The organism is Streptomyces sp. NPDC051822 (genome assembly GCF_044452745.1).
In the GTDB taxonomy this organism is placed as follows: Bacteria; Actinomycetota; Actinomycetes; order Streptomycetales; family Streptomycetaceae; genus Streptomyces.
Genome location: NZ_JBITBZ010000001.1, coordinates 357,974 through 381,649 on the forward strand (window position 1 = coordinate 357,974; position 23,676 = coordinate 381,649).

At 72.5% G+C, this 23,676-nt stretch carries 23 protein-coding genes; 7 read left to right on the forward strand and 16 right to left on the reverse strand.

The features are described from left to right. Positions 1-76: 76 nt before the first annotated feature. Positions 77-1,948: an anthranilate synthase family protein gene (locus tag ACIA8N_RS01630; protein ID WP_365777023.1), complete on the forward strand. Its 1,872-nt coding sequence runs from the start codon at positions 77-79 to the stop codon at positions 1,946-1,948. Here ACIA8N_RS01630 and ACIA8N_RS01635 read toward each other — a convergent pair. From ACIA8N_RS01635 to ACIA8N_RS01650, 4 genes are all read right to left on the reverse strand, one after another. Then, on the reverse strand, positions 1,945-2,943 hold the full coding sequence (locus ACIA8N_RS01635; RefSeq protein ID WP_365777025.1) for a 2-hydroxyacid dehydrogenase: 999 nt from the start codon (positions 2,941-2,943) through the stop codon (positions 1,945-1,947). The genes ACIA8N_RS01630 and ACIA8N_RS01635 overlap by 4 nt on opposite strands. An 88-nt stretch (positions 2,944-3,031) precedes the next feature. Beyond that, the gene (locus ACIA8N_RS01640; RefSeq protein ID WP_365777027.1) at positions 3,032-3,715 is read right to left on the reverse strand and encodes a response regulator transcription factor; all 684 of its coding nucleotides are present in this window, start codon (positions 3,713-3,715) and stop codon (positions 3,032-3,034) included. Beyond that, a complete protein-coding gene (macS, locus tag ACIA8N_RS01645; protein ID WP_365777029.1) occupies positions 3,712-4,923 on the reverse strand; it encodes a MacS family sensor histidine kinase in 1,212 nt (403 codons plus the stop codon). The genes ACIA8N_RS01640 and macS overlap by 4 nt, the downstream gene beginning before the upstream one ends. Positions 4,924-5,074: 151 nt before the next feature. Continuing rightward, positions 5,075-5,821: a lysophospholipid acyltransferase family protein gene (locus ACIA8N_RS01650; protein WP_365777031.1), complete on the reverse strand. Its 747-nt coding sequence runs from the start codon at positions 5,819-5,821 to the stop codon at positions 5,075-5,077. Between the two features lie 173 nt (positions 5,822-5,994). Here ACIA8N_RS01650 and ACIA8N_RS01655 point away from each other — a divergent pair, with 173 nt between their 5' ends. Then, on the forward strand, positions 5,995-6,777 hold the full coding sequence (locus ACIA8N_RS01655) for an alpha/beta fold hydrolase (RefSeq protein WP_365777033.1): 783 nt from the start codon (positions 5,995-5,997) through the stop codon (positions 6,775-6,777). After that, a complete protein-coding gene (locus tag ACIA8N_RS01660; RefSeq protein ID WP_365777035.1) occupies positions 6,770-7,465 on the forward strand; it encodes a hypothetical protein in 696 nt (231 codons plus the stop codon). Before ACIA8N_RS01655 ends, ACIA8N_RS01660 begins: the two co-directional genes overlap by 8 nt. A 12-nt stretch (positions 7,466-7,477) precedes the next feature. Here ACIA8N_RS01660 and ACIA8N_RS01665 read toward each other — a convergent pair whose 3' ends face one another. The 6 genes from ACIA8N_RS01665 to ACIA8N_RS01690 all read right to left on the reverse strand — a co-directional run bounded on the left by ACIA8N_RS01665 (position 7,478) and on the right by ACIA8N_RS01690 (position 12,300). Further along, on the reverse strand, positions 7,478-8,221 hold the full coding sequence (locus ACIA8N_RS01665) for an endonuclease/exonuclease/phosphatase family protein (protein ID WP_365777037.1): 744 nt from the start codon (positions 8,219-8,221) through the stop codon (positions 7,478-7,480). Between the two features lie 71 nt (positions 8,222-8,292). Further along, positions 8,293-9,234 carry an ROK family glucokinase gene (locus tag ACIA8N_RS01670; protein ID WP_030219647.1) on the reverse strand — a complete coding sequence of 314 codons (942 nt, stop codon included), beginning with the start codon at positions 9,232-9,234 and terminating at the stop codon, positions 8,293-8,295. 66 nt (positions 9,235-9,300) lie between these two features. Next, positions 9,301-9,762, reverse strand: a complete 462-nt coding sequence (locus ACIA8N_RS01675) for a DUF5304 domain-containing protein (protein ID WP_365777040.1) — start codon at positions 9,760-9,762, stop codon at positions 9,301-9,303. Positions 9,763-9,805: 43 nt separating this feature from the next. Continuing rightward, entirely contained in the window at positions 9,806-10,954 is a 1,149-nt protein-coding gene (locus ACIA8N_RS01680; protein WP_365777042.1) for an ArsA-related P-loop ATPase, read from the reverse strand. 46 nt (positions 10,955-11,000) lie between these two features. Next, positions 11,001-11,441: an SRPBCC family protein gene (locus tag ACIA8N_RS01685; RefSeq protein ID WP_365777044.1), complete on the reverse strand. Its 441-nt coding sequence runs from the start codon at positions 11,439-11,441 to the stop codon at positions 11,001-11,003. 91 nt (positions 11,442-11,532) lie between these two features. Next, positions 11,533-12,300, reverse strand: coding sequence for a metallophosphoesterase (locus ACIA8N_RS01690; RefSeq protein ID WP_365777047.1), 768 nt, complete (start codon positions 12,298-12,300; stop codon positions 11,533-11,535). 255 nt (positions 12,301-12,555) lie between these two features. Between ACIA8N_RS01690 and ACIA8N_RS01695 the strand changes: the two genes are divergently transcribed. Beyond that, positions 12,556-14,352 carry an AMP-dependent synthetase/ligase gene (locus tag ACIA8N_RS01695; RefSeq protein WP_365777049.1) on the forward strand — a complete coding sequence of 599 codons (1,797 nt, stop codon included), beginning with the start codon at positions 12,556-12,558 and terminating at the stop codon, positions 14,350-14,352. A gap of 90 nt (positions 14,353-14,442) precedes the next feature. On the opposite strand, the gene ACIA8N_RS01700 is transcribed toward ACIA8N_RS01695, so the two are convergent. Further along, complete coding sequence (locus ACIA8N_RS01700) at positions 14,443-15,585, reverse strand: glycosyltransferase family 4 protein (RefSeq protein ID WP_365777052.1); 1,143 nt, start codon at positions 15,583-15,585, stop codon at positions 14,443-14,445. Positions 15,586-15,672: 87 nt separating this feature from the next. Here ACIA8N_RS01700 and ACIA8N_RS01705 point away from each other — a divergent pair, with 87 nt between their 5' ends. After that, the gene (locus tag ACIA8N_RS01705) at positions 15,673-16,953 is read left to right on the forward strand and encodes a glycosyltransferase family 87 protein (RefSeq protein ID WP_365777054.1); all 1,281 of its coding nucleotides are present in this window, start codon (positions 15,673-15,675) and stop codon (positions 16,951-16,953) included. An 84-nt stretch (positions 16,954-17,037) separates the two neighbouring features. Here the strand turns inward: ACIA8N_RS01705 and ACIA8N_RS01710 are convergent, their stop codons facing one another. From ACIA8N_RS01710 to ACIA8N_RS01730, 5 genes are all read right to left on the reverse strand, one after another. After that, a complete protein-coding gene (locus ACIA8N_RS01710) occupies positions 17,038-18,252 on the reverse strand; it encodes a hypothetical protein (protein ID WP_365777056.1) in 1,215 nt (404 codons plus the stop codon). Between the two features lie 49 nt (positions 18,253-18,301). Further along, positions 18,302-19,324, reverse strand: coding sequence for an NlpC/P60 family protein (locus ACIA8N_RS01715; protein WP_365777058.1), 1,023 nt, complete (start codon positions 19,322-19,324; stop codon positions 18,302-18,304). Between the two features lie 192 nt (positions 19,325-19,516). Continuing rightward, the gene (locus ACIA8N_RS01720; protein WP_365777060.1) at positions 19,517-20,566 is read right to left on the reverse strand and encodes an NlpC/P60 family protein; all 1,050 of its coding nucleotides are present in this window, start codon (positions 20,564-20,566) and stop codon (positions 19,517-19,519) included. A gap of 256 nt (positions 20,567-20,822) precedes the next feature. Next, positions 20,823-22,187, reverse strand: coding sequence for an NYN domain-containing protein (locus ACIA8N_RS01725; RefSeq protein ID WP_365777062.1), 1,365 nt, complete (start codon positions 22,185-22,187; stop codon positions 20,823-20,825). Between the two features lie 33 nt (positions 22,188-22,220). After that, positions 22,221-22,463: a hypothetical protein gene (locus ACIA8N_RS01730; protein ID WP_017238847.1), complete on the reverse strand. Its 243-nt coding sequence runs from the start codon at positions 22,461-22,463 to the stop codon at positions 22,221-22,223. A 156-nt stretch (positions 22,464-22,619) separates the two neighbouring features. Here ACIA8N_RS01730 and ACIA8N_RS01735 point away from each other — a divergent pair, with 156 nt between their 5' ends. Both ACIA8N_RS01735 and ACIA8N_RS01740 read left to right on the forward strand, forming a co-directional pair. After that, positions 22,620-23,372 carry a rhomboid family intramembrane serine protease gene (locus ACIA8N_RS01735; RefSeq protein WP_365777064.1) on the forward strand — a complete coding sequence of 251 codons (753 nt, stop codon included), beginning with the start codon at positions 22,620-22,622 and terminating at the stop codon, positions 23,370-23,372. After that, positions 23,369-23,650, forward strand: coding sequence for an Lrp/AsnC family transcriptional regulator (locus ACIA8N_RS01740; RefSeq protein ID WP_030205672.1), 282 nt, complete (start codon positions 23,369-23,371; stop codon positions 23,648-23,650). Before ACIA8N_RS01735 ends, ACIA8N_RS01740 begins: the two co-directional genes overlap by 4 nt. The last annotated feature ends 26 nt before the right edge of the window (positions 23,651-23,676 follow it).

Genomic DNA, 23,676 nt, shown 5'->3' on the forward strand with positions numbered 1-23,676 from the left:
CGAGGGGCGGCCTTTTCTCGTACCCGGGCCGCTCCCCTCCTCTCCGTAGTCCTCCCGGAAGGAACCGACCCGCCCCATGGACCTCTCCCGTCTCCTCGACGATTCCTGCCCGCCCTTCGCCGTGCTCCGCAGGCGCACCCCCGGCCGTGTCCACGACACCGTCGAGGTGCTGATCGGCCGGGTCCACGAGGCCGAGCGCCTCGCCGAGCTGCCCGTCGGCCCGCTGCCGACGCTCGCGCTCGTGCCGTTCCGGCAGATCCGGGAGCGCGGCTTCGACGTGCGGGACGACGGCACCCCGCTCTCCGTGCTCGTCGCCGACGAGACGTACGAGCTGCCGCTCGCTGAGGCACTCGCCCAGCTGCCCGCGCACGACGTGACCGTCGAGGGCGGCGGGTTCGACGTCTCCGACGAGGAGTACGCGGGGACCGTGCGGCGGGTCATCGACGAGGAGATCGGCTCCGGCGAGGGCGCGAACTTCGTCATCCGGCGGACGTACACCGGCGAGATCCCGGGCTTCGGCCGGGCCGACGCCCTCGCGCTCTTCCGGCGGCTGCTCGCCGGCGAGCGCGGCGCGTACTGGACCTTCGTGGTGCACACCGGCGACCGGACGCTCGTCGGGGCGAGCCCCGAGGTGCACGTCCGGATGTCGGGAGGCACGGTCGTGATGAACCCGATCAGCGGCACGTACCGCTACCCGGCCGGGACCGCCCCCACCGCCGAGGGCCTCCTCGACTTCCTCGCCGACCGGAAGGAGACGGAGGAGCTCTCCATGGTGGTCGACGAGGAGCTCAAGATGATGTGCACGGTCGGCGACATGGGCGGGGTGGTGATCGGCCCGCGCCTGAAGGAGATGGCCCATCTCGCGCACACCGAGTACGAGTTGCGCGGCCGATCCTCGCTCGACGTGCGGGAGGTACTGCGGGAGACGATGTTCGCGGCGACCGTGACCGGCTCGCCCGTGCAGAACGCCTGCCGGGTGATCGAGCGTCACGAGGCCGGGGGGCGCGGCTACTACGCGGGGGCGCTCGCCCTGCTCGGCACGGACGAGGGCGGCGCCCAGACGCTCGACTCGCCCATCCTGATCCGGACGGCCGACATCGACGCCGCCGGACGGCTGCGGGTGCCGGTCGGCGCGACCCTCGTCCGGCACTCGGACCCGGCGGGCGAGGTCGCGGAGACCCATGCGAAGGCGGCCGGTGTGCTCACCGCCCTCGGGGTACGGGAGGGACGGCCGTCCGACGGCGCCGCCCCGGCCCCCGCCCTACTCGCCGACGATCCGCGGGTGCGGGCAGCCCTGGACGCGCGGCGGGCCGATCTGGCGCCGTTCTGGCTGAAGATGCAGGTCCGGTCGGCGGAGCTGTCGGGCCACGCGCTCGTGATCGACGCCGAGGACACCTTCACGGCGATGCTGGCGCACGTCCTGCGCTCCTCGGGCCTCGACGTGTCGGTGCTCCGCTACGCCGAGCCGGGGCTGCGCGAGCTGGCGCTGACCCACGAGGGGCCGGTGGTCCTCGGCCCCGGGCCCGGGAACCCCTCGGACGCCGCCGACCCCAAGATGCGCTTCCTGCGCGGTCTGACGGCCGACCTCGTACGGGACCACCGGCACGGTCTCCTCGGCGTCTGCCTCGGGCACGAGCTGATCGCCGCCGAACTGGGCCTGGAGATCGTCCGCAAGCGGACCCCGTTCCAGGGGGCCCAGATGCGGATCGACCTGTTCGGGCAGGAGCGGACGGTCGGCTTCTACAACAGCTTCACCGCCCGCTGCGACGACCGGACGGCGACGGAGCTGGCGCTGCACCGGATCGAGGTGAGCCGGGACGCGGAGACCGGCGAGGTGCACGCGCTGCGCGGGCCGGGCTTCGCCGGGGTGCAGTTCCACCCCGAGTCCGTCCTGACGCTCGAAGGGGCCGCGCTGACCGCCTCGCTCCTCGCCGGGGTGCTGGTCTAGAACGCTCGCGGGACCAGGACGTTCTCGCTGCGCCGCCCCGCGGTGTAGTCGAGGACGTTCCGGACCGTGGTGTCGATGATCTGGCCGACCGCGTCCACGGTGTAGTACGCCTGGTGGGAGGTGACCACCACGTTGGGGAAGGTGACCAGGCGGGCCAGGGTGTCGTCCTCGACGACCTCCAGGGACTTGTCGAGGAAGAAGAGCCCGGCCTCCGCCTCGTAGACGTCGAGGCCGACACCGGCGAAGCGTCCGCCCCGGAGTTCGACGACCAGCGCGTCGGTGTCGATGAGGCCGCCCCGGCTGGAGTTCACCAGGATGGCGTCGTCCTTCATGATCTTGAGCGCGGCGGCGTCGACGAGGTGCTGGGTGGAGGGGAGCAGCGGCACGTGGAGGCTGATGAGGTCGGCCTCCGCGAGGAGCCGCTCCTTCTCGACGTACGTCATGCCGAGTGCGAGGCAGGCGGGGTTCTCGGCGACGTCCCAGCCGAGGAGGTTCATGCCGAAGCCGTGGGCGATCCGGGTGAAGGCCTCGCCGATCTTGCCGGTGCCGAGGACGCCGACGGTACGGCCCCGCAGGTCACGGCCCATCAGTCCGTCGAGCCGGAAGTCGAAGTCGCGGGTGCGGTTGGAGGCGCGGACGATCCGGCGGTTGACGGCCATGGCGAGGGTCCACGCGAACTCGGCGACGGAGTACGGCGAGTAGGACGAGACGCGGGCGACGGTGAGGCCCAGGCGCTCGGCGACCTCCAGGTCGATGTTGTTGAAGCCCGTCGAGCGCTGGGCGATCATCTGCGTGCCGCCGGCGGCGAGGGTCTGCAGGACCCGGTTGTTCAGGTTGGCGTTGACGCTGGTGGAGACGATCTCGTAGCCGGCCGCGATGGGGGCGGTGTCCTCGCTGAGGAAGACGCTCAGACAGCGGACGTCGTGGTGGCCGGCGAACGCCTTCTCGATCAGGGGCTTCTCGTCCGCCTGCACGCCGAAGGCCAGGATTTCCACGAGATTCCCCTCAGGACGGTGATGGGCCGCATGTCCGCACTCCTCGCGAATATACGACCCCTTCCGTCGGCGTGCCCGGCCCCGGGACTCAGGCGTCGTCGAGGCCCCGCTCGATGGCGTACCGGACGAGTTCCACCCGGTTGTGCAGCTGCAGCTTGCCCAGGGTGTTCTGGACGTGGTTCTGCACCGTGCGGTGCGAGATGACGAGCCGCTCGGCGATCTGCTTGTAGCTGAGCCCCTTGGCGACGAGCCGCAGGACCTCCGTCTCGCGCTCGGTCAGCTGCGGGGCCTTCGGCTCGTCGCCGCCCGTCGCCGGGACGGGCTCGGACGCGAGCCTGCGGTACTCGCCGAGGACCAGACCGGCGAGACCGGGGGTGAAGACGGGGTCGCCGACCGCGGTCCGTCGCACGGCGTCGATCAGCTCCTCCGTACTGGCCGACTTGAGGAGGTAGCCGGTGGCGCCGGACTTGACCGCCTCCAGGACGTCGGCGTGCTCACCGCTCGCCGAGAGGACGAGGACCCGCAGCTCGGGCCGGCTGCCGACCAGCTCCTTGCACACCTGGACGCCCGGCTTCACCGGCAGGTTCAGGTCCAGGACCAGGACGTCCGGGGTCACCGTCCCGGCACGGCGCACCGCCTGCTCGCCGTCGCCCGCGGTGGCCACCACGTCGAGGCCCGCCTCGGCCAGGTCGCGGGCGACCGCGTCCCGCCACATCGGATGGTCGTCGACGACCATCACCCTGATCGGCCGCTCGGCCCGCTGCTCGTTCATCTTCCTCGTCCTGCCTTCCCCCGTGGAACCTTCAACTCGACTTCCGTGCCCTGGCCGGGTACCGAGACCAGCTCGGCCGTGCCGCCCAGCTCCCGCAGTCTCCCCCGGATGGAGAGGGCGACGCCCATCCGGCCCTCGCCCTCCGCCTGCGCGAGGCGGCCCTCCGGGATGCCGGGGCCGTCGTCCCTGACGGTGACGATCACCTCGTCCGGCCAGTCCTCGACGAGGATCCAGGCCTGGGCGTCCTCCCCCGCGTGCACCCGCACATTGTCCAGGGCGGCGCCCACGGCGGCGGCCAGCTCGCGGGCGGCGGGCGGCGGCAGGAGGACCGGCGCGCCCGGCTCGGAGAGGGTGACCCGGGCCCCGGCGCGCGGCGCGAGGAAGACCCTCAGGTCGACGGGAGTGCCGTCGTCCGGGTCTTCGACCTCGACCACGCGGACGACGGCCCCCTCCGACTCGTCCTCGGAGACCAGGCTCGGCCGGGTCAGTCCGCCCGCGACGAGGGTGCGGAGGGCCACCTCCTGCTCCCCCGCCATCCGGCCCAGTTCGGCGGCCTCGCCGCCGAGCGCCGTGCCGCGCCGCTGCACCATCGCGAGGACCTGGAGGACGCTGTCGTGGATGTCCCGGGCGAGCCGCTCCCGCTCCCGGGTCGCGGCCTCGATCTCCAGGGCGCGGGCGAGGGTGCGCTCGGAGGCGCGGGCGACCTCGACGACGTATCCGATGGCGATGGAGGCCACCCAGACGAGCAGGACGTTGTGGAAGGTGTCCCGGCTGGGATGGCCGCGCTCGACGATGTTGGCGACGGCGACGACGGAGGAGGCGACGCCGGCCCAGCGCCAGCCGCCCTTGATGGCGAACGCGAGGACGGATCCCGCGGTCCATATCGACGGCAGGGTGGGGCCGTCGATCGTCTGGGCGTGGGCGTCGGCGAGGGGGGTGAGGAGGATGCCGACGAGGGCGACGGTGAGGTCGACGCCGAGGAAGCGCTTGGTGCAGCTGGCCGCGTTCGCCACCTTGGGGAGGGTGGCGAGGGTCCAGACGCACATCACCGCCAGATAGGCGACGGCGACCCAGGGCCGCTCGTACCGCTCCCGCCCGAAGGCGAACAGCAGGACGGCGTAGACCATCGTCAGGACGCGGTAGCCGGTGAGCGCCCGCCACAACGGCTGCTCGACCGACATGCGCACGACACGCTCGCGCTTGGCCATCTCCCCCACCCCCGGACGTCCCGCGAGGGACGCCTAACCCGCATGACTCCTGCGTGCCCGGCCTACCCGCCGGACTCCTGCGTGCCCGGCCTGCCCGCCGGACTCCTACGCCCCCGTGCTCACGCGCCGGACTCTTCCCCGGCCCGGGACCTTACGCGCCCGACTCTTCCCGGGCCGCGATCTCGGCCTTGACGGCCTCCTTGGCCGCCTTCTCCGCGTCCGCGATCTGCCGCTTGGCGGCGGTCGCGTAGATGTCGACGTACTCCTGGCCGGACAGCTTCATGATCTCGTACATGACCTCGTCGGTCACCGAGCGGAGGATGAAGCGGTCGCCCTCCATGCCCTGGTAGCGGGTGAAGTCCAGCGGCTTGCCGATCCGGATCCCCGGCCGCATCAGCTTGGGGACGACCTTGCCGGGCGGCTGGATCTTCTCGGTGTCGATCATGGCGACCGGGATCACCGGCGCGCCGGTGGCCAGGGCCACCCGCGCCAGACCGCCGGGCTTGCCCCGGTAGAGCCGCCCGTCGGGCGAGCGGGTGCCCTCGGGGTAGATCCCGAAGAGCCCGCCCTTCTCGATGACGTCGATACCGGCCTTGATGGCCGCCTCGCCCGCGCCCCGCGCACCCGAACGGTCCACCGGGAGCTGGCCGACGCCCTTGAAGAAGGCGGCCGTCAGCTTGCCCTTCACGCCCGGCGAGGTGAAGTACTCCGCCTTGGCGATGAAGGTGACCTTGCGGTCGAGGACGGCGGGCAGGAAGAAGGAGTCGGAGAACGACAGGTGGTTGCTCGCCAGGATCGCGGGACCCTCGGCGGGCACGTTCTCCAGACCCTCCACCCAGGGCCTGAAGGCAAGCTTCAGGGACCCTCCGAGGGAGAACTTCATTGCGCCGTAGATCAACTCGCCATGCCTTCCGTGTGCCGTGGCGACGACTTTATCCCGTACCGGCGTACGGCCCCCGCTACGGCCCTGGTCGGTGTCGGTCCGGTCGCGTACCGTGAAGGTCCTTCCCCATTTTCCGTCGCTCCGGCGCACCTGAAGACGCCGAAGTCGCAACCGAACAGGAGACCCCGGTGCCGGTCCTTCCCGGAGCCGAGCCGTACCGCCACGAGGGCGGAGAGGTCGGCGTTCTTCTCTGTCACGGATTCACCGGTTCCCCGCAGTCACTGCGCCCGTGGGCGGAGTACCTCGCCGAGCGCGGCCTGACGGTGTCCCTGCCCCTGCTGCCCGGCCACGGCACCCGCTGGCAGGACATGCAGCTCACCACCTGGCACGACTGGTACGCGGAGGTGGACCGAGCGCTGCGCGAGCTCCTGGAGCGGTGCGAGACCGTCTTCGTGTTCGGCCTGTCGATGGGCGGGGCGCTGACCCTGCGGCTCGCCGCCCAGCACGGGGACGCCGTGCGCGGAATCGTCCTGGTCAACCCGGCCAACAAGGTGCACGGCCTGGCCGCGCACGCGCTGCCGATCGTCCGCCATCTGATCCCGTCGAACCCGGGCATCGCCAGCGACATCGCCAAGGAGGGCGTGAAGGAGGTCGGCTACGACCGGGTGCCGCTGCACGCCGCGTACTCCCTGCGCCGGTTCTTCCGGACCGTGGACGCGGAGCTCCCTCAGGTGACTCAGCCGGTGGTGCTGCTGCACAGCCCGCAGGACCATGTCGTGCCGCCGGCCGACTCGGCCCGGATCCTCTCCCGCATCTCCTCGACGGATGTCCGGGAGATCCTCCTGGAACAGAGCTACCACGTGGCGACGTTGGACCTTGACGCGGAGCGGATCTTCGACGAGAGCCTGGCCTTCGTCGAGCGTCTCGCTCCGGGTCTGGTCGACGGAAAGGGGAGCAGGAGCGGTGGCTGAACAGCAGGACGGCGGCGAACGGGAGCCGCAGCCCATCGACGAGGAGGCGGCCTGGGCCGCGATCGTCGCCGGGTACGGCGACGAGCCCGTGGATCCGCCGGAGGCGAAGCCGTTCCGGACCATCGAGAACCTGTCGCTGCCGGAACCGGAAGACTCGAACGACGAAGGCGGCGCCGGTGAGGTCCGGCCCGTGAAGCCGCGGCCGACGGTCGGCGAGGGCACGCCCTGGAAGCCGAAGCCCAAGCCCGACACCGCCGGGACCACGCCGGAGGCCTCCGGGGAATCGGAGGCCGCCGACGAGGGTCCGGAGGAGGACGACGGTCCCGCGCGCCCCGCGCTCGGCAGCTCCGTCGTCTTCGCGCCCGGGGTCCGGCCCACCGGCCCCCGGGACTACTCGCCCGCCGAACCGGAGGACTCGCCCGGTGGCTCCGAGGAGGGCCACTTCGTCCCGCCGGAGCCGCCGCCGCTGCCGGAGGCGGACACGACGACCAAGTTCGCCTGGCTCGCCGTGGTCGGCGGCCCGGTGCTGATGCTGCTCGCGGTCCTGCTCCGGTGGGACATGACGTGGTGGCTGACCACGCTGTGTGTCGGCGGCTTCCTGGGCGGCTTCGCCACCCTGGTGGGGCGCATGAAGCACGACGACGATGACGACGGATTCGACGACCCGGGCCGCGGCGCGGTCGTGTAAGCCGCCCTTCTCCTACGACGCGGGGACGCGGACCGCCGCGAGCACCGGAAGGTGGTCGGTGGCGGCCCGCAGATCCGCCGGGTCGAGGTCGGTGGGCACCCCGCAGCCGAGGAACTCGACGCCCGAGGTGGCCATGATCGCGTCGATCCGCTGGTGCGGGTCGGCGGGGGTCGAGGTGTTCGCGCCGCCCCAGGGGCTGACCTCCCAGCCGTCCTGGAGTTCCTTCGTCAGCCGGCGGAAGGCGGGGCCGTCGGGCCGTTCGTTGAGGTCTCCCGCGACGAGGGCGTACGGGGTCCCCAGGGCGGCGACCTGGTCGAGGACCATTCCGGCCTGGGCGTACCTCTCCTCCTTCCGCAGGCTCAGGTGGCAGCTGACGAGTCCGACCCGGGCCCCGGCGAAGCGGACGACGGCCGTCGCAAGCCCGCGCCGGTGGAGGCCGGGGGTGAGCGGCAGCAGCACGTCCTCGGTGCGTTCCACGGTGGCCCGCAGGGAGCAGAGCAGCATCGGTCCCGCGGCGGTGGCGCCGCCGCTGAGGATGACGAGCTCGCTCTTGGCCGCGAGCCGGGCAGCGTGCTTGCGCCAGCGGAAGAAGCGCGGGGCCTCCTGGACGAAGACGAGGTCGGGCGCGCAGGCCCTGATCACCCGGGCGAGGGCGTCCTCGTCGTCGCGCATCGAGCGCACGTTGTAGCTGAGGACCCTGAGGACGGCCGAACCGTCCGCCTCGGTCCGGGAGTTGGGCAGCTCACTGATCGCCATGCCACGTAACGTACGACAACCGCCCGCCGTGTCCTCGCGGACGCGACGGGCGGATGGTGTGAAGCAGGCCCTCAGCCCTGGCGGGCCAGGTCCGCGGCGCCGACCAGGCCGGCCTTGTTGCCCAGCTGGGCGGCGAGGACCTGGGCGTGCGGACGCCACTGTCCGCCGATCAGCCAGCGCCGGAAGGACTTGCGGATCGGGTCGAGGACGAGGTCGCCCTCGTCCGAGACGCCGCCGCCGACGATGAACGCCGAGGGGTCGAAGAGCGAGGCCAGGTCGGCGAGACCGGCGCCCGCCCAGCGGGCCAGCTCCCGGAAGGAGTCGATGGCCACCGGGTCGCCCGCGCGGGCGGCCTGGCTGACGTGCTTGCCCTCGATGCCCTCGGGGGTGCCGTCGCCGAGGGCGAGCAGGACCTCCGCGCGCTCGGGGGTGGCGTTGGCGCGCTGCCTGGCGTACCGGACGAGGGCGCGCCCGGAGGCGTACTGCTCCCAGCAGCCCTGGCTGCCGCAGCCGCACAGAAGTCCGTCGGGGACGACCCGGATGTGGCCGAACTCGGCGGCCACGCCGAAGCGTCCGCGGCGCAGCTTGTTGCCGATGATGATGCCGCCGCCGAGACCGGTGCCGAGGGTGATGCAGATGACGTCCTCGTGGCCCTGGCCGGCGCCGAACCTGTACTCGCCCCAGGCGGCCGCGTTGGCGTCGTTCTCGACGACGACGGGCAGGCCGACGCGCTGCTCGACCTTGTCCTTGAGCGGCTCGTGCCGCCAGTCGATGTTCGGCGCGAAGAGGACGGTGGCACGCTTGTCGTCGACGTAGCCGGCGGCGCCGATGCCGACGGCCTCGATCGAGTGGCCCTTGCCGGCTTCGGACACGGCGGCGCTGATCGCGTCGACGATGCCTTCGGGGGTCGGCGGGGTGGGCACCTTGTGCGTGTCGAGGATGTTGCCCTCCTCGTCGACCACGCCGGCCGCGATCTTCGTGCCGCCGATGTCGACGCCGATGGTGAGTCCCATGTGTCCCTCAGTTTTCGGTCGAGCCCCGCTAGGGCCCACCGTACCCGAGGGGGACGGGCGTCCCGGTCAGTCGAGGTCGATGTGCTGACCGGTTCCCGGCCCTTCGTCGTCCTTGCGGCCGTCCTCGCCCGGCCCGTCCGTCTCGCGGCGCGGGTCGCGCGGGTCGTCCGCCGGGACCGTGCCCTCGCGGGTCCAGCGCCGCTCGTGGCCCTCGACGGCGGAGCGGTAGGCGGCGAGCAGTTCGTTTCCGGCGGCGGCGAGGTGGTCGAAGACCTGCGGGTTGCGCTCGATGACGGGCTCGACGGCGGCCTTCGCCTGGCTGACGATCTGCTGTACGGTCTGCGCGGCCTGGCCGGCGAGCAGCGGGTTCCCGAGGCCGCCGGCGACCTTGCCGGCGACGGCGTCGAAGAGCTTGCGGAACTCCTCCGCGGGCGAGCCGGGTCCGTCTCCGCGCTCTGCCCTGCGGCGGGCCTTCTCCGCCTCCAGGTCCTCGGCGCACGCCTTGGCCCAGGCGTCCGAATCGCTCATGGCGTACTCCTCACTGGCTGGTACTTCGAAGGTACACGCCCGCTCAGGGGGTACGGGGCCAGAGGCCGGGGTCCGGGGTGAAGCGCACCCGGAGGTCTCCTTCGACGAGCCCGGCTCCGGTGACGGCGCAGCGCCGCAGGGCGCCCGGCAGGGGCACGTTGCGGCGGAAGGCGCCGACGGTGAGGAGCAGTTCGTCACCCCGACGGACGAGGGACAGCTCTTCCTTGACGGCCCCGGGCAGGGGGATGTGCCAGACGAGGACGCCGTCCTCCTCGCGCCGGTCCTCCACGGGCCACTCCGGGGCGGGGACGGGGTCCTGGGCGGCGGGGCGGGCGGGGGCGAGCAGCGCGAGGTCCTCGGGCCCGCGCGGGTCCCGGCCGAGGTGGGGCAGCTCGTCGAGGAGACACCCGGCGGCGGTGCCGGTGACGGTACGGAGCTGCGCCAGGTGCCGGTGCTGCTGGGCGGTGAGCCCTGCGAGCCAGGGGTCCTCGGAGTCGGCGGGCAGCAGCCGGTTGGCGACGACGGCGTCGAGGGCCAGCCCTTGGAGGGCGAGGCCGAGCCGGGCGGTGCGCAGGGCGCGGCCGGCGGCGGGGCCCGGTTCGAGGACGAGGCGGACGCTGGTGGTGGGGGCGTCGACGACGGCCTGCACGGCGGCGAGCTCGGCCTCCCAGCGGGCGGTGGTCTCGTACAGCCACTGGGCGGGCATCGGGACGCCGGCGAGCTGGGCGAGCATCGGGCGCAGGGCGCGGGCGGCCTGCCGTTCGGGGGGCAGGAGGCGGCGCAGGTAGCGGCGGAGCTGCTCGGGCAGGGCGAGGACGGCGAGGGCCTCGGGGAGCGGCGGCAGGTCGACGACGGCGAGCTCGTGGTCGCCGTCGGCGGCGTCGCGCAGGGAGCGCAGCAGGGCGAACTGGCGGCTGCCGGGGAGTTCGGTGAGTTCGGCGTCCTCGAAGGGCGTGGCGCCGAGCAGGTCGAGGGCCGTGGCGGAGCGGGCCTGGAGGGCCAGGAACTCGCGGCGGAAGTCGGCGGCCGGTGCGGGGCGCAGGACGCGGAGTCCTTCACCGCCCAGGAGCGGGTCGGCGTCCTCGGAGACGAGCAGGACGCGGCGACCGGCCCGCGCCTCGGCGAGGGCGGTGGCGGCGGCGACGGTGGTGCGTCCGGCGCCGCCGAGGCCGGTGACAAGGATGATCCGCATGCCGCGGAACGTTACCGGCCCCGGGCCGCTCACCGGCCGGGAGGGGCTACCGGCTGGACTCGACGCGCTTCTTCAGGCCGGCGAGGGCGCGGTCGATGATGACCTTCTCCGCCTTGCGCTTGATCATGCCGAGCATGGGGATCTTGACGTCGACGGTCAGCTGGTAGGTGACCTCGGTGCGGTCGCCGCCGAGCGGGGCGAGTCGGTAGGAGCCGTCGAGGGAGCGGAGCATCTGGGACTTGACCAGGGTCCAGCTGACCTCGTCGGCACCGGTCCAGGTGTAGGCGAGGGTGTGGTCGTCCTTGATCGCACCGGCGTCGAGGAGCAGCCGGACCTTCTCCGCGCGGCCGGAGGCGTCCGTCTCCAGGACCTCGGCCTCCTTCACCTCGCCCGTCCACTCGGGGTAGCGGGCGAAGTCGGCGATCACGCCCATGACGTCGGCCGGCGCCGCCTCGATGGTGATGCTCGAGCTGGTGTGTTCGGCCATCGTGGTGGCTCCTCCACTGTGCGGTCCGGCGGGAGTCGAAGGGGCACAGACGTGCCGACCGGAAGGCTATCGCGCTGCGGCGCGGGGCCCGTCACCACTCCAGGGCGTAGGGCGTGCCCGTCGAGGCGAAGTGGCCGACGTTGACGCACTCGGTCGCGCCGATCCGCATCCGCCGGGCGAGCGGCTGGTGGACGTGGCCGAAGAGGGCGTAGCGGGGCCGGGTGCGGCGGACGGCGTCGAGCAGGGCGCGGCTGCCGCGCTCGAAGCGGCGGGCGACGGTGTCGTACGTGAGCTCCGGCACGTCCGGCGGGATGTGGGAGCAGAGGACGTCGACGTCGCCGAGGGCCTCGACCTTCGCCGCGTACTCCTCGTCGGAGATCTCGTACGGGGTGCGCATCGGGGTGCGCAGGCCGCCGCCGACGAAGCCGAAGACGAGGCCGCCGAGCTCGATCCGCTCTCCGTCGAGGACGGTCGTCCCGGGCCGGGCGAAGTCGGGCCAGAACCGGGGGATGTCGACGTTGCCGTAGGTGGCGTACGTGGGGGTGGGGAAGGCGGCGAAGAGTTCGGCGTACTGGCGGCGGACCGCGGCCTCGATCGCGGTCTCGCGGTCGACGTCGAGCTCGGCCCAGAGCCGGCGGCCCAGGTCACGGGCCTCGTCGAAGCGGCGGGCGGTGCGCAGTTCCACGAGCAGGTCGGCGTTCTCGACGCCGAAGAGGTCGGGGAAGATCCCGCGGCTGTGGTCGGCGTAGTCGAGGAAGAGGACCAGGTCACCCAGGCATATGAGGGCGTCGGCGCCGTTCCCCGCCTTGGCGAGGTCGTCGGCGTTCCCGTGCACGTCACTGACCACATGGACTCGCATGGGCCTACTTTAGGGGGTGCGACCTGCGGTTACTTCCGAGTCGGGAAACCTGTGGATTACTCTGCGCAGAGCACCGCCATACATGTGTGACGCACCGAACATCTGACCGGGACCCCCTATCGGGAACCACGTACTGATGGGTAACGTCCGGGCAGTCCAGTCGTGCTCACCCCCACTGAGCGCCCGCCAGTTCTTGGACTTCACCGGTGCATCACACAGAGCCGTGGCGCCGGCGCCCGATGAGGAGCAGCAGTCTTGCGCGAGTTCAGCCTTCCGGCCCTGTACGAGGTCCCCGCGGACGGCAATCTGACGGATCTCATCCGCCGCAACGCCTCCCAGCACCCAGATGTCGCCGTGATGGGCCGCAAGGTCGACGGCGCCTGGACCGACGTGACGGCCACGGAGTTCCTCGCGGAGGTCCGGGGGGCCGCCAAGGGCCTGATCGCCGCCGGTGTCGAGCCGGGCGACCGGGTCGCGCTGCTGTCACGCACGCGGTACGAGTGGGTGCTCCTCGACTTCGCGATCTGGAGCGCGGGCGGTGTGACCGTACCGGTGTACGAGACGAGCTCGCCGGAGCAGGTCCAGTGGATCCTCGGCGACTCGGGCGCGACCCTCGTACTGGTCGAGAGCGCGGCCCACCAGGAGTCGGTGGAGTCCGTCAGGGCGAACCTTCCGCAGCTCAAGGGCGTGTGGCAGATCGAGGACGACGCGGTCGCGCGGCTCACCGCCACCGGCGCGGACGTCTCCGACGAGCTGCTGGACGCGCGCATGTCGGCGGCGAACGCGGACGACCCGGCGACGATCGTCTACACCTCGGGCACGACGGGCCGCCCCAAGGGCTGTGTCCTGACCCACCGGGCCTTCTTCGCCGAGTGCGGCAACGTGGTGGAGCGGCTGAAGCCCCTCTTCCGTACCGGCGAGTGCTCGGTGCTGCTGTTCCTGCCCGCCGCGCACGTCTTCGGGCGGCTCGTCGAGGTCGCGTCCGTGATGGCGCCGATCCGTCTCGGCTGCGTCCCGGACATCAAGAACCTGACGGACGAGCTGGCCTCGTTCCGGCCGACGCTGATCCTGGGCGTGCCGCGGGTCTTCGAGAAGGTCTACAACTCGGCCCGGGCGAAGGCGCAGGCCGACGGCAAGGGCAAGATCTTCGACAAGGCCGCGCACACGGCCATCGCGTACAGCCGGGCGCTGAGCACCCCGCGCGGTCCGTCCTTCGGCCTGAAGCTGAAGCACAAGGTCTTCGACAAGCTGGTCTTCAGCAAGCTGCGGGCGGTGCTCGGCGGGCGCGGCGAGTACGCGATCTCGGGCGGCGCGCCGCTCGGCGAGCGGCTCGGCCACTTCTTCCGCGGCATCGGCTTCACGGTCCTGGAGGGCTACGGCCTGACGGAGTCGTGCGCGGCGACGGCGTTCAACCCCTGGGACCGGCAGAAGATCGGCACGGTCGGTCAGCCGCTGCCGGGTTCGGTGGTGCGGATCGCCGACGACGGCGAGGTGCTGCTGCACGGCGAGCACATCTTCTCGCGGTACTGGAACAACGAGACGGCGACGGCCGAGGCCCTCGCGGACGGCTGGTTCCACACGGGGGACATCGGCACCCTCGACGAGGACGGCTACCTGGCGATCACCGGCCGGAAGAAGGAGATCCTGGTGACGGCGGGCGGCAAGAACGTCGCCCCGGCGGTCATCGAGGACCGGATCCGGGCGCACGCGCTCGTCGCGGAGTGCATGGTGGTCGGCGACGGGCGCCCGTTCGTGGGCGCGCTGGTCACGATCGACGAGGAGTTCCTCGGCCGCTGGGCCGCCGAGCACGGCAAGCCGACGGGTTCGACGGCGGCGTCGCTGCGCGACGACGCGGAGCTCGTGGCGGAGGTCCAGCGGGCGATCGACGACGGCAACGCGGCCGTCTCAAAGGCGGAGTCGGTCCGCAAGTTCCGTATCCTTCCGGCCCAGTTCACCGAGGAGGCGGGCCACATCACCCCGTCCCTGAAGCTGAAGCGGAACGTGGTGGCGAAGGACTTCGCGGACGAGATCGAGGCGATCTACAGCGCCTGATCCGAAGGGCGCACGTACAGCCGGAGGCCCGGAGCGACATCGCTCCGGGCCTCCGGGCCGTTCCTGTCCGTGCACGTGGCCTGCGCGGGCCTACAGCAGCTCCTTGAGCCGCTCCGCCAGCAGGTCCCAGCGCCACTTCTCCTCCACCCAGGCACGGCCCCGCTCGCCCATGCGGGCGCGCAGCTCGGGGTCGAGGAGGAGGGTGGTGACGCGGTCCGCGGTGTCCTCGGCGGACTCGCCGCGGACGACCCAGCCGGTCTCGCCGTCGAGGACGGCGTCGGGGGCACCGCCGGAGTCGCCCGCGACGACCGGGAGGCCGGTGGCGGAGGCCTCCAGGTAGACGATGCCGAGACCTTCGACGTCGAGGCCGCCGCGCCGGGTGCGGCAGGGCATGGCGAAGACGTCTCCGGCACCGTAGTGGGCGGGCAGCTCGGACCAGGGGACGGCGCCGGTGAAGCGAACAGATCCGGCCACTCCGGTCTCGGCGGCGAGGCGGCGCAGATCCTTCTCGTACGGGCCGCCGCCGACGATCAGGAGGACCGCGTCCGGGACCCGGCGCAGGATCCGCGGCATCGCCCGGATCAGGGTGTCCTGGCCCTTGCGCGGGACCAGCCGGGAGACGCAGACGACGACGGGGCGGTCGGTGAGCCCGAGGCGGGCGCGGACCTCCGCGCCGCCCGAGTCGGGGTGGAAGGTCTTCTCGTCGACGCCGGGCGGGAGCTGTGTCATCCGGCCCGCGGCGGCGGGTGTGAGGGCCGCGGCGATCCGGGATCGGGTGTACTCACCGAGGTAGGTGATGGTGTCCGTACCCTCGCCGATCCGCCTCAACAGCTGCCGGGAGGCGGGAAGTTGGGCCCAGCCCGCCTCATGGCCGTGGGTGGTGGCGACGAGCCGCCGGGCGCCCGCGCGGCGCAGCGCGGGGGCCATCAGGCCGAGGGGTGCGGCGGCGCCGAACCACACGGACTCGCAGCCGTGCTCACGGAGGAGCGCGGTGGCCCGTGAGGTGACCCGAGGAGTCGGCAGCAGCATGGTGGTGCGATCCCGCACGACCGTGAAAGGCTGTTCGGCGTCGAACGCGGCCGTCGCCTCGATTCCCTCGCGGCTGCGCTTCCAGGTGGAGGCGTAGACCACGATCTGTTCGGGATCCAGGCGGAGTGCCATGTTGTGCAGGAAGGCCTGGATTCCGCCGGGACGCGGCGGGAAGTCGTTGGTTACGATCAGGGTCTTGTGCATCGTGGCCGACAGTACCGCGCGCGCATCCACCGCCCAGCACCACCACTCCCCGCGGCAGCGGGCCGACAGGACAAGGACGAGCCAGTGATGACGGGCGCAGTGGGAAAGTGGTCACGGTCACTCGCGGAACTGCGGCTGCCGCTCGGACTCTGGGCTCTGACCCGGATCGTCCTGCTGCTGCTCGTCTTCAAGGTCGTGGTGATCCCGGGACCGGACATCACGTTCGACATCGAGTCCATCTACCAGGGCTGGTACGAGGTCCTGCGGACCGGCACGTATCCGCTGGACGACGTGACCTGGCAGTACCCGCCGGCCGCCGCGTTCGCGGTCCTCGCCCCCGGTCTGCTGCCCTTCCTCGGCTACTCGGCCGCCTTCTTCGTCCTCGCCTTTCTCTGTGACGCGCTCGTCCTGGGGCTGCTGCTGTACACGGGCCGCCGGGCCGGCCGCTCCTCGCGCGGCGCCTGGATGTGGATCGCGGGCATCGCCCTGCTCGGCCCGACCGCCTATGCCCGGTACGACGTGATGGTGACCGCCGTCGCGGTGGCGGCGCTGCTCGCGGCGGGCCGCAGCCCGCGCGTCCTGGGCGCCCTCGCCGGGTTCGGCGCGGTCCTGAAGGTGTGGCCGGTGCTGGTGCTCGCGGGCACTCCGAAGGGGCGGGCGACCCTCCGCTCCTGGCCGGCGGCGGTGGGCGCGGCCGCGGCCGTCCTGCTGTTCTGCGTGCTGTGGATGCCGGGGGCGCTGGCCTTCCTCTCCTTCCAGCGCGACCGGGGCACGGAGGTCGAGTCGCTGGGCTCGATGGTCTTCCACGTGGCCCGGCACTTCGGCTGGGACGGCGAGGCGCGGATGAACTACGGCTCGATCGAGTTCCTCGGCCCGTACGTGTCCACGGTGTCGACGGCCGCCATGGGGCTCACCTTCGCCGCCTTCGGCTGGCTGGTGCTCTGGCGGTTCCGGGCCCGCCGCTTCACCTCCTCGACGGTGGCGGACGCGGCCTTCGTGGCGGTGCTGCTGTTCACGACGACGAGCCGGGTGCTCTCCCCGCAGTACATGCTGTGGCTGGTCGGTCTCGCCGCGGTGTGCATGGCGTACCGGTCGAGCCGGATGGAGCGGCCGGTGCACCTGGTCCTGTGGGCGACGGCGATCACGCAGTTCGAGTTCCCCGTGTGGTTCTCGCACGTGACGCGGAGCGATCCGCTGGGCATGGCGGTGCTGTTCAGCCGGAACGGTCTCCTCGTCGCCGCCACGCTCATCGCCTGCCGGATCCTGTGGCGCCAGACGGTGACGGAGCCGCGCCTCGCGGCGCTCGCGGTGGTGCCCTCGCAGGCGGCCAGCCCGGAGCGCGAGAAGGTCCTCTCCGGCACGCACTGAGGTTCCGGGCCGGGTACGCACGCGGTCCCTGCCGGTACGCGCCGGGGCCCGGGCGTACCGGAGCGGCACCTACCGGACCGGCATCTACCGGAGCCGCTCCCCCAGATAGGCCCGCCAGTCGGCGGTGAAGTCCTCCGGGGTGGTGTCCAGCACCTCCTGGAGCGCCTTCTCCACCGCGCCCTCACGGCCCGGGTGCGCGCCCACGGCCCGGTAGAAGTCCGTCAGCTTCGCCTCGCCCCAGCGCTCCGCGATCAGCTCGCAGGCCAGCCAGCCGCCCTCGTACGCCCGTCCCAGGGCCTCCGCGTCCCCGCCGAAGGCGAAGTCGGGATCCTCGGGGAGCCGGGCGGGAAGCTCGCCCGCGCGGACCGCGCGGCGCAGCTCGGGCGCGGCCTGGGCGGCGGTCCGGCCGGTGCCCCGGTAGGCGACCCAGTCGGCGAAGCCCTCGGAGAGCCAGACCGGGGTGGCCTTCGTGGTCCGGGCCCGGGTCGCGACATGGGTGGTCTCGTGGGTGAGCACCAGCTGCCGGCCGAAGGAGCCGAGGAGCGCGTACGCGTCCGGGTTCACGATCACCCGGTCCGCGGGGGCCGACGGGCCGCCGCCCACCTCGCCGGTCGTGACGGCCGCGATGCCCCGGTAGGAGGCGGCGGGTCCGCCGAGGAGCCGTCCCATCGCCTCGACCGACGCCGGCACGAGGACCACGACCCGGCCCGCCCATGCGCCGCGCCAGGCGTCCTCCACGGCGGGCACCGCCCGGTCCACCGCCGCCGCGATCTCCCGCAGCCGCTCCGCGCTCTGGCCCACGCCGAGGACGAGGCCGCGCCGTCCGGTCACCACCTGGACGTCGCCCTGCTGCCACAGTTGCTGCGGGGCGCCGTCGGCGGCACGGTCTCCGGTGACGTACCAGCGCCCGTCACGCTCGGCGAGGTCCAGGACCCGCTCGGTGGTGGCGGGCCCCGAGTCGTAGCCCTTGATCCGGTATCCCAGCTCGGCCTCGGCGGTGGCCCTGCCCTCACCGGTCCTGTCGACGTCGGTGACCCGGTAGCTCAGGCCGCCGAGCGGGATCTTCGAGAGCCGCCCGAACTCGGTGCGCGCGGCCGGTACGAGCGCGGGGTCGAGGGCCGCGAGATAGCCCGCCTCGTCACGGTCGAGCAGCGCCCGCGCGTGCCGGTCGAGCAGGCTCTGGATCACCCCGGGCGCCGGGCCGGCCGGCTCGGGAGCGCCGCATCCGGCGAGGGCGAGCAGGGCGGCGAGCAGACACGCGGCGGCGCCGCGCGCCGCTCCACTCCCCTGACCTGCCACGCCCCCGATCGTACGGGGCGCCGAGGGGCCGCGGCCCGGGGAACGGAGGTCAGACCCTGGTCACCGTCACGTGCGACATCATGTTCACCGGGTCGTAGCGGACCCGCGCGCCCGGGTAGGGGGCGTGGATGACCTGCCCGTTGCCCGCGTAGATCCCGACGTGGCTCGCGTCGCCGCGGTACGTGACGATGTCCCCGGGCTGCGCCTGCGACAGCGGCACCTGACGGCCCGCGTACCGCTGCGCCGAGGAGGTGCGCGGCAGGCTGATCCCGGCCTGGCGGTACGACCAGACCATCAGGCCCGAGCAGTCGAAGCCGGAGGGGCCGGTCGCCCCCCACACGTACGGCTTGCCGATCATGCTGCGGGCCGCGATCACCGCGGCGGACGCCCGTGAGGAGCCCGCGGGCAGGTCGGCCATGGGCGGCAGCTCATCGGCGGGTCCCCCGTCGCGTCCGGCGGTGCGGGAGGCCCGGTCGAAGTCGGCGCGCTCCTCGGCGGTGAGGCTCGCGAGCACCCGGCGGGCCTCGGCGAGCTTGCGCTCGACGGTGCGCTTGTGTCGGGCGACCTCGGCGCGGCTGCGCTCCAGCTCGGTCAGGGCCGTGCGGGCCTCCGAGCGCCTCTGGTCCAGCCGGCGCTGCTCCCGCTGGAGTTCGGCGAGCGTGGCGCTCTGGCGGGCGGTCATCCGGTCGAGGGCGGTGGCGCGCTCGAGGTAGCTGTCCGGGTCGGAGGAGAGCAGCAGGGCAAGGGCGGGGTCGATGCCGCCGGAGCGGTACTGGGCCCCGGCGACCAGGCCGATCACGCCCCGCATGCGGTTGATGCGCTCCTGGCCGCGGGCGAGGCCGTCCCGTGCCTGGGCGACGGTCCGGCGCAGGGCGTCCGCCTTCTCGTCCGCCCGGTTGTAGCCCTCGGTGGCCTGTTCGGCCTCCTCGAAGAGCCGGTCGACCGTGGCGCGGGTGGCCGCGGGTCCGGCCCCGGGGTCGGCGCTCGCGGGGACTGCCCCGAGGGACGCCGCCGCGGTGGCCGCGGCGGCGGTGAGGACGGTGACCCTGGCGGGTCGGCGGTGGGACGCCACGAATCGCGCTCCGTTCGGCTCGACGCAGACTGGCGCGGCAGACAGTAGCCGCTGATCAGTCCGCGTCCAACGAAGCCGATGGGCACACAAAGTGACGCCCCGCCGGAGAACACAGGTCACCGGCGGGGCGTCGGGTCAGTACGCGTCGCGGCGAACCACCCGTTCGGGCGGTGTGCCGCAGCGGGTCGTGGGTCAGCCGCCGATCCGGACGCCGAACTGGAACGTGCCCATGTAGTCCATGGACTCGTAGCGGACGCTGGCGCCCGGCTTGGGGGCGTGCAGGATCGTGTTGTTGCCCGCGTACAGACCCACGTGCGACAGGCTGTTGAAGAAGACGAGGTCGCCCGGCTTGAGCTGGCTGCGGCCGATCTTCACGCCGTCGTTCTGCTGCGTGTAGGTGGTGCGGGTGAGCTGGACGTTGGCCTGGCCGTACGCCCACTGGGTCAGACCGGAGCAGTCGTACGCGTTGGGGCCCTCGGCACCGGAGACGTACGGGTCGCCGATCTGGGTGGCGGCGGCGGCGAGCGCAGCGGCGCCGTAGCCGTTGGCGGGGACCTCGTTGCCGAGGTTCATCCGCTCGCCGGCGTCGCGGCTGGCACGCTGCTCCTTCGCCCGCTCCTCCTCCGCCAGCCTGGCCTTCTCGGCCGCGGTGAGGGTGTTGAGGAGCTTCTGCGCCTCGGCCAGCTTGGTCTGGAACTTCTTCTTCTTCTCGCCGAGCGTCTTGCGGACGTCCTCGAGGTCGGCCAGCTTCGTGGTGGCCTCGGTCCGCTGCTGCGCGAGGGTGCGCTGCTTGGCCTGGATCGAGGTGAGCACGTCGGCCTGCTGGGCGCTCAACTGGTCGATCGCGGACGCCTTCTCGAGGTAGGTGTCCGGGTCGGCGGAGAGGAAGAGCTGGAGCGCCGGGTCGATGCCGCCGGAGCGGTACTGGGCGCTGGCGACGGAACCGATCTGGTCGCGCAGGGTGTTGAGCTCCTGCTGACCGCGGGCCACCTTGTCCTGGAGCTGACCGATCTCCTGCTGCAGCTTGCCGCGGCGCTCCTCGGCGAGGTTGTACTGCTCCGTGGCCTCCTCGGCCTCGTGGTGCAGTGCGTCTACCTTCGACTTGACCTCGTCGATCTTGGGCTTGGCGGGGGCCGCCTGGGCACCGCCCTGGGCGGTGAGGGCGACGGCGGCGGCCGCGGTCGCGGTGAGCACGGTCACGCGCATGCGGCTCGGCTGCTTGGGTCGACGGTGGGACGCCACGAAGGCGAGCTCCTTCTTCCTCGAGCCGCCCAACCGGTCAGGGGCAGGCGGTTCCTCCGCCGTCACCCCGGATGGGTGATCAACCGCGCGAAGGTTCGAAGGCCGACCCTAGTGACCAAGTTGTGATCAGTTCAAATCCCACTGGCAAAAATATCGCTCGGGCACCACTTTATTTCCACGCATCACACGGGCAGTGATGAGCAATTGACGGTGCGCCGTCCAGAATTCGGGCATACCGCCCAGGAGTTGCGATGCGTCACGAGAGCCGCGAAAGCCGCTTCAGCAACAAGGCGGACGCCACCGGCCGCGCACCCGCCTTGGCCACCCCGTCGGCCACCTCTCGGTCGGTGGAGACCACCACGACCGGCCGGCCGGGCGGCTCCGCCCGCACCAGCTGCCGGATCAACTCGTCCGCCGTGACGCCGGGCTTGGAGAACAGCACCCGCACCCCGCGCGGCGGCGCGAGCAGCACCGGCGCCGCCAGCTCCGCCCCGTCGAAGACACAGGTGACCTCGGCGCCCGAGCGGGCCGCGAGGGCCGACAGGGAGCCGAGCAGCCGCAGCCGCTGCTTCTCCAGCGGCATCGTCGGGTAGCCGGTCTTGGTGACGTTGTAGCCGTCGACGACCAGATGGGCCTGCGGCAGCGCGAGGAGCTGGTCGAGCAGGGCCGGATCGGTCTCGGAGAGCGCCCGCGCCGCGATGTCCTTCGGGGACATCCGCCCCGGCTCCACCGCGTCCACCGTGTCCGCGGGATGCATCGAGACGGGCGGCAGCGCCAGTTCACGGCGCAGCCCCTGGGCCGCGTCGAGGACGGTGTCGAGCAGCAGCCGCAGCCGCATGTCCTCCACCGAACGCCCCTCACGGGCCGTCCTGCGGCTCGCCTCCAGGGCGGCCTCGACCTCGCCGAGCCGGGCCTTGAGCCGCCGGCTCTCGCTCTCGGCCGAGGACACCTGGGCCGCCGCCTCCGCCCGCGCGGTCTCCATCTCGCCCTGGAAACGGCGCAGCGCGGCCTCGCCGCGCTTCACGTCGCTCTGGGCGCTGCGCAGCTTGCGGTGAAGCGATTCCGCTTCCTTCCGGGCCGTCTCCAGGTCGCGCCGCAGCTGCTCGGTCTCGTCCCGGGAGCGGTCCCGCGCGGCGGCGAGCTCCTCGCGCAGCCGCTCCAGTTCGCGCCGGCCGGCCTCGTCGGCCCGCTCGGCGTCGACGCGCAGCGCCTCCTCGCCCGCGGCGGCCACGAGCTTGACCCAGCCGGGCGGGCGCAGCACATAGGCGGCCGCCGCCACGTCGACCGGGTCGGCGGCGGCGGGCGGGGTGCCGGTCTCGACGGCTCCGGCGAGTTCGGGCTGGCCCTGCTTGAGCCGCTCGCCGATCCGCTGCCGGAACAGCGGGTCGCTGTCGAGGGCAGCGGCCATCGCGTTGCCGGCGAACTTGGCCCGTCGGCTGGCGGTGAACCGGGCGTACTGCCTCAGGGGCGCGGGCAGCTCGGCGACGGTCAGCCCGCCGAAGGCGTCCGCGACCAGCGCGACGACCCGCCGCCGTACGCCTTCCGGCAGTGGGTGGTCGAGCGCCTCGGCAGCGTCACCTGCCGCGCCGGCCGGCTCTTCACCGTGCGCGGGCTGCTCCACGATCCGTCACCCCTATGTCGTCCGCGCCGTCCCTCAGGAAGCGGCGCCCGGCCTGTCCACCAGTTCGATCTGGTCCACCGCGTTGCACCAGCGGCAGCGGACCGACTCGATGGTCTCACTGACCACCTGCCGCTCCTCGACAGTCGGGTCTCCCGCGAGGTCCAGATGGACGTACTCCACGACCTTGGAGGAGCGGGTCACGTCGAAGCGGGTCAGGTTGCCGCAGAGCGTGCAGCGCCAGCGGGTCTCGGCGGTCGGCAGGGGAACCGTCGTCATCGTGCCGTCCTTCTTCCTGTTGCGTGTACCAGGTGCGGGAGCCGCGGTGCGCCGTCGAACTGCGGTGTACTGCCCGTAACCCTACGGCCTCACGGGTGGCCGGGGGCACGGCGAGGCACTCTGTCCAGTTCGGCCCTGGTACGCCATGATCTGTCCATGATCGATTGGCGAGGCGCCGTCCGCGCCGTCCGCGCCGGACCGGGGTCCGGCCGGGGCACCCGCGGCGGACCCACGGTGACGTACGGACTGATCGCCGCGTGCTGCCTCCTCTTCGTGGTCAGTCCGGTCTCCGGGCTCAACCCGGTGTACGGCACCGGGGACGAGCTCCTCGCGGCGCAGGGCGCGTACTTCCGCCGCTGGGGCGTCGTCCCCGCCGAGCTGATGGCCGGCGATCCACGCGCCCTGCTCACCCCGCTGACCGCGCTCTTCGTCCACGGGAGCTGGCTCCACCTGCTCGGCAACATGCTGTTCCTGTACGTCTTCGGCGCGATGGCCGAGGAGCGCATGGGTCCGGTCGAGTTCGCCCTCTTCTACCTGGGCACCGGTTACCTGGCCCTGCTCGGGTACGCGGTGGCGCACGCGCACAGCGAGCAGACCCTCGTCGGGGCGTCCGGGGCGATCTCCGCGGTGCTCGGGGCCTTCCTCTTCCTCTTCCCGCGCGCCCGGGTCACCAGCCTCTTCCCCTTCCTCTTCTTCCTGCCGCTGCGCTTCCCCGCCTGGATCGTGCTGATCTTCTGGTTCGTGCTGCAGTGGCTGGCCGCGCAAGCAGCGGGCGCCGGTCCCGGCGTCGCCTATCTGGCCCATGTGGTGGGCTTCTCCGTCGGCTTCCTCTACGCCTGGGGGCGCTACCGGGGTGGGGATAGAGTGAAGGCCCAAACCGCGGCGACCGAGGGAGAAAGCCAGCCGTGATCACCGCGATCGTGCTCATCAAGACCAGCGTGGACCGCATCCCCGAGATCGCCGAGTCGATCGCCGCGCTCGACAGCGTCAGCGAGGTCTTCTCGGTGACCGGTACGTACGACCTGATCGCCATGGTCCGGGTGCCGCGCCACGACGACCTGGCGGACGTGATCCCCGGCAGCATCAGCAAGATCCCGGGCGTCGAGGCCACGGACACCCACGTCGCCTTCCGCACCTACTCCCAGCACGACCTGGAGGCGGCCTTCGCCATCGGTCTGGAGTCCTGAGGCCGCACACGCGTCAAGGTGAAGGG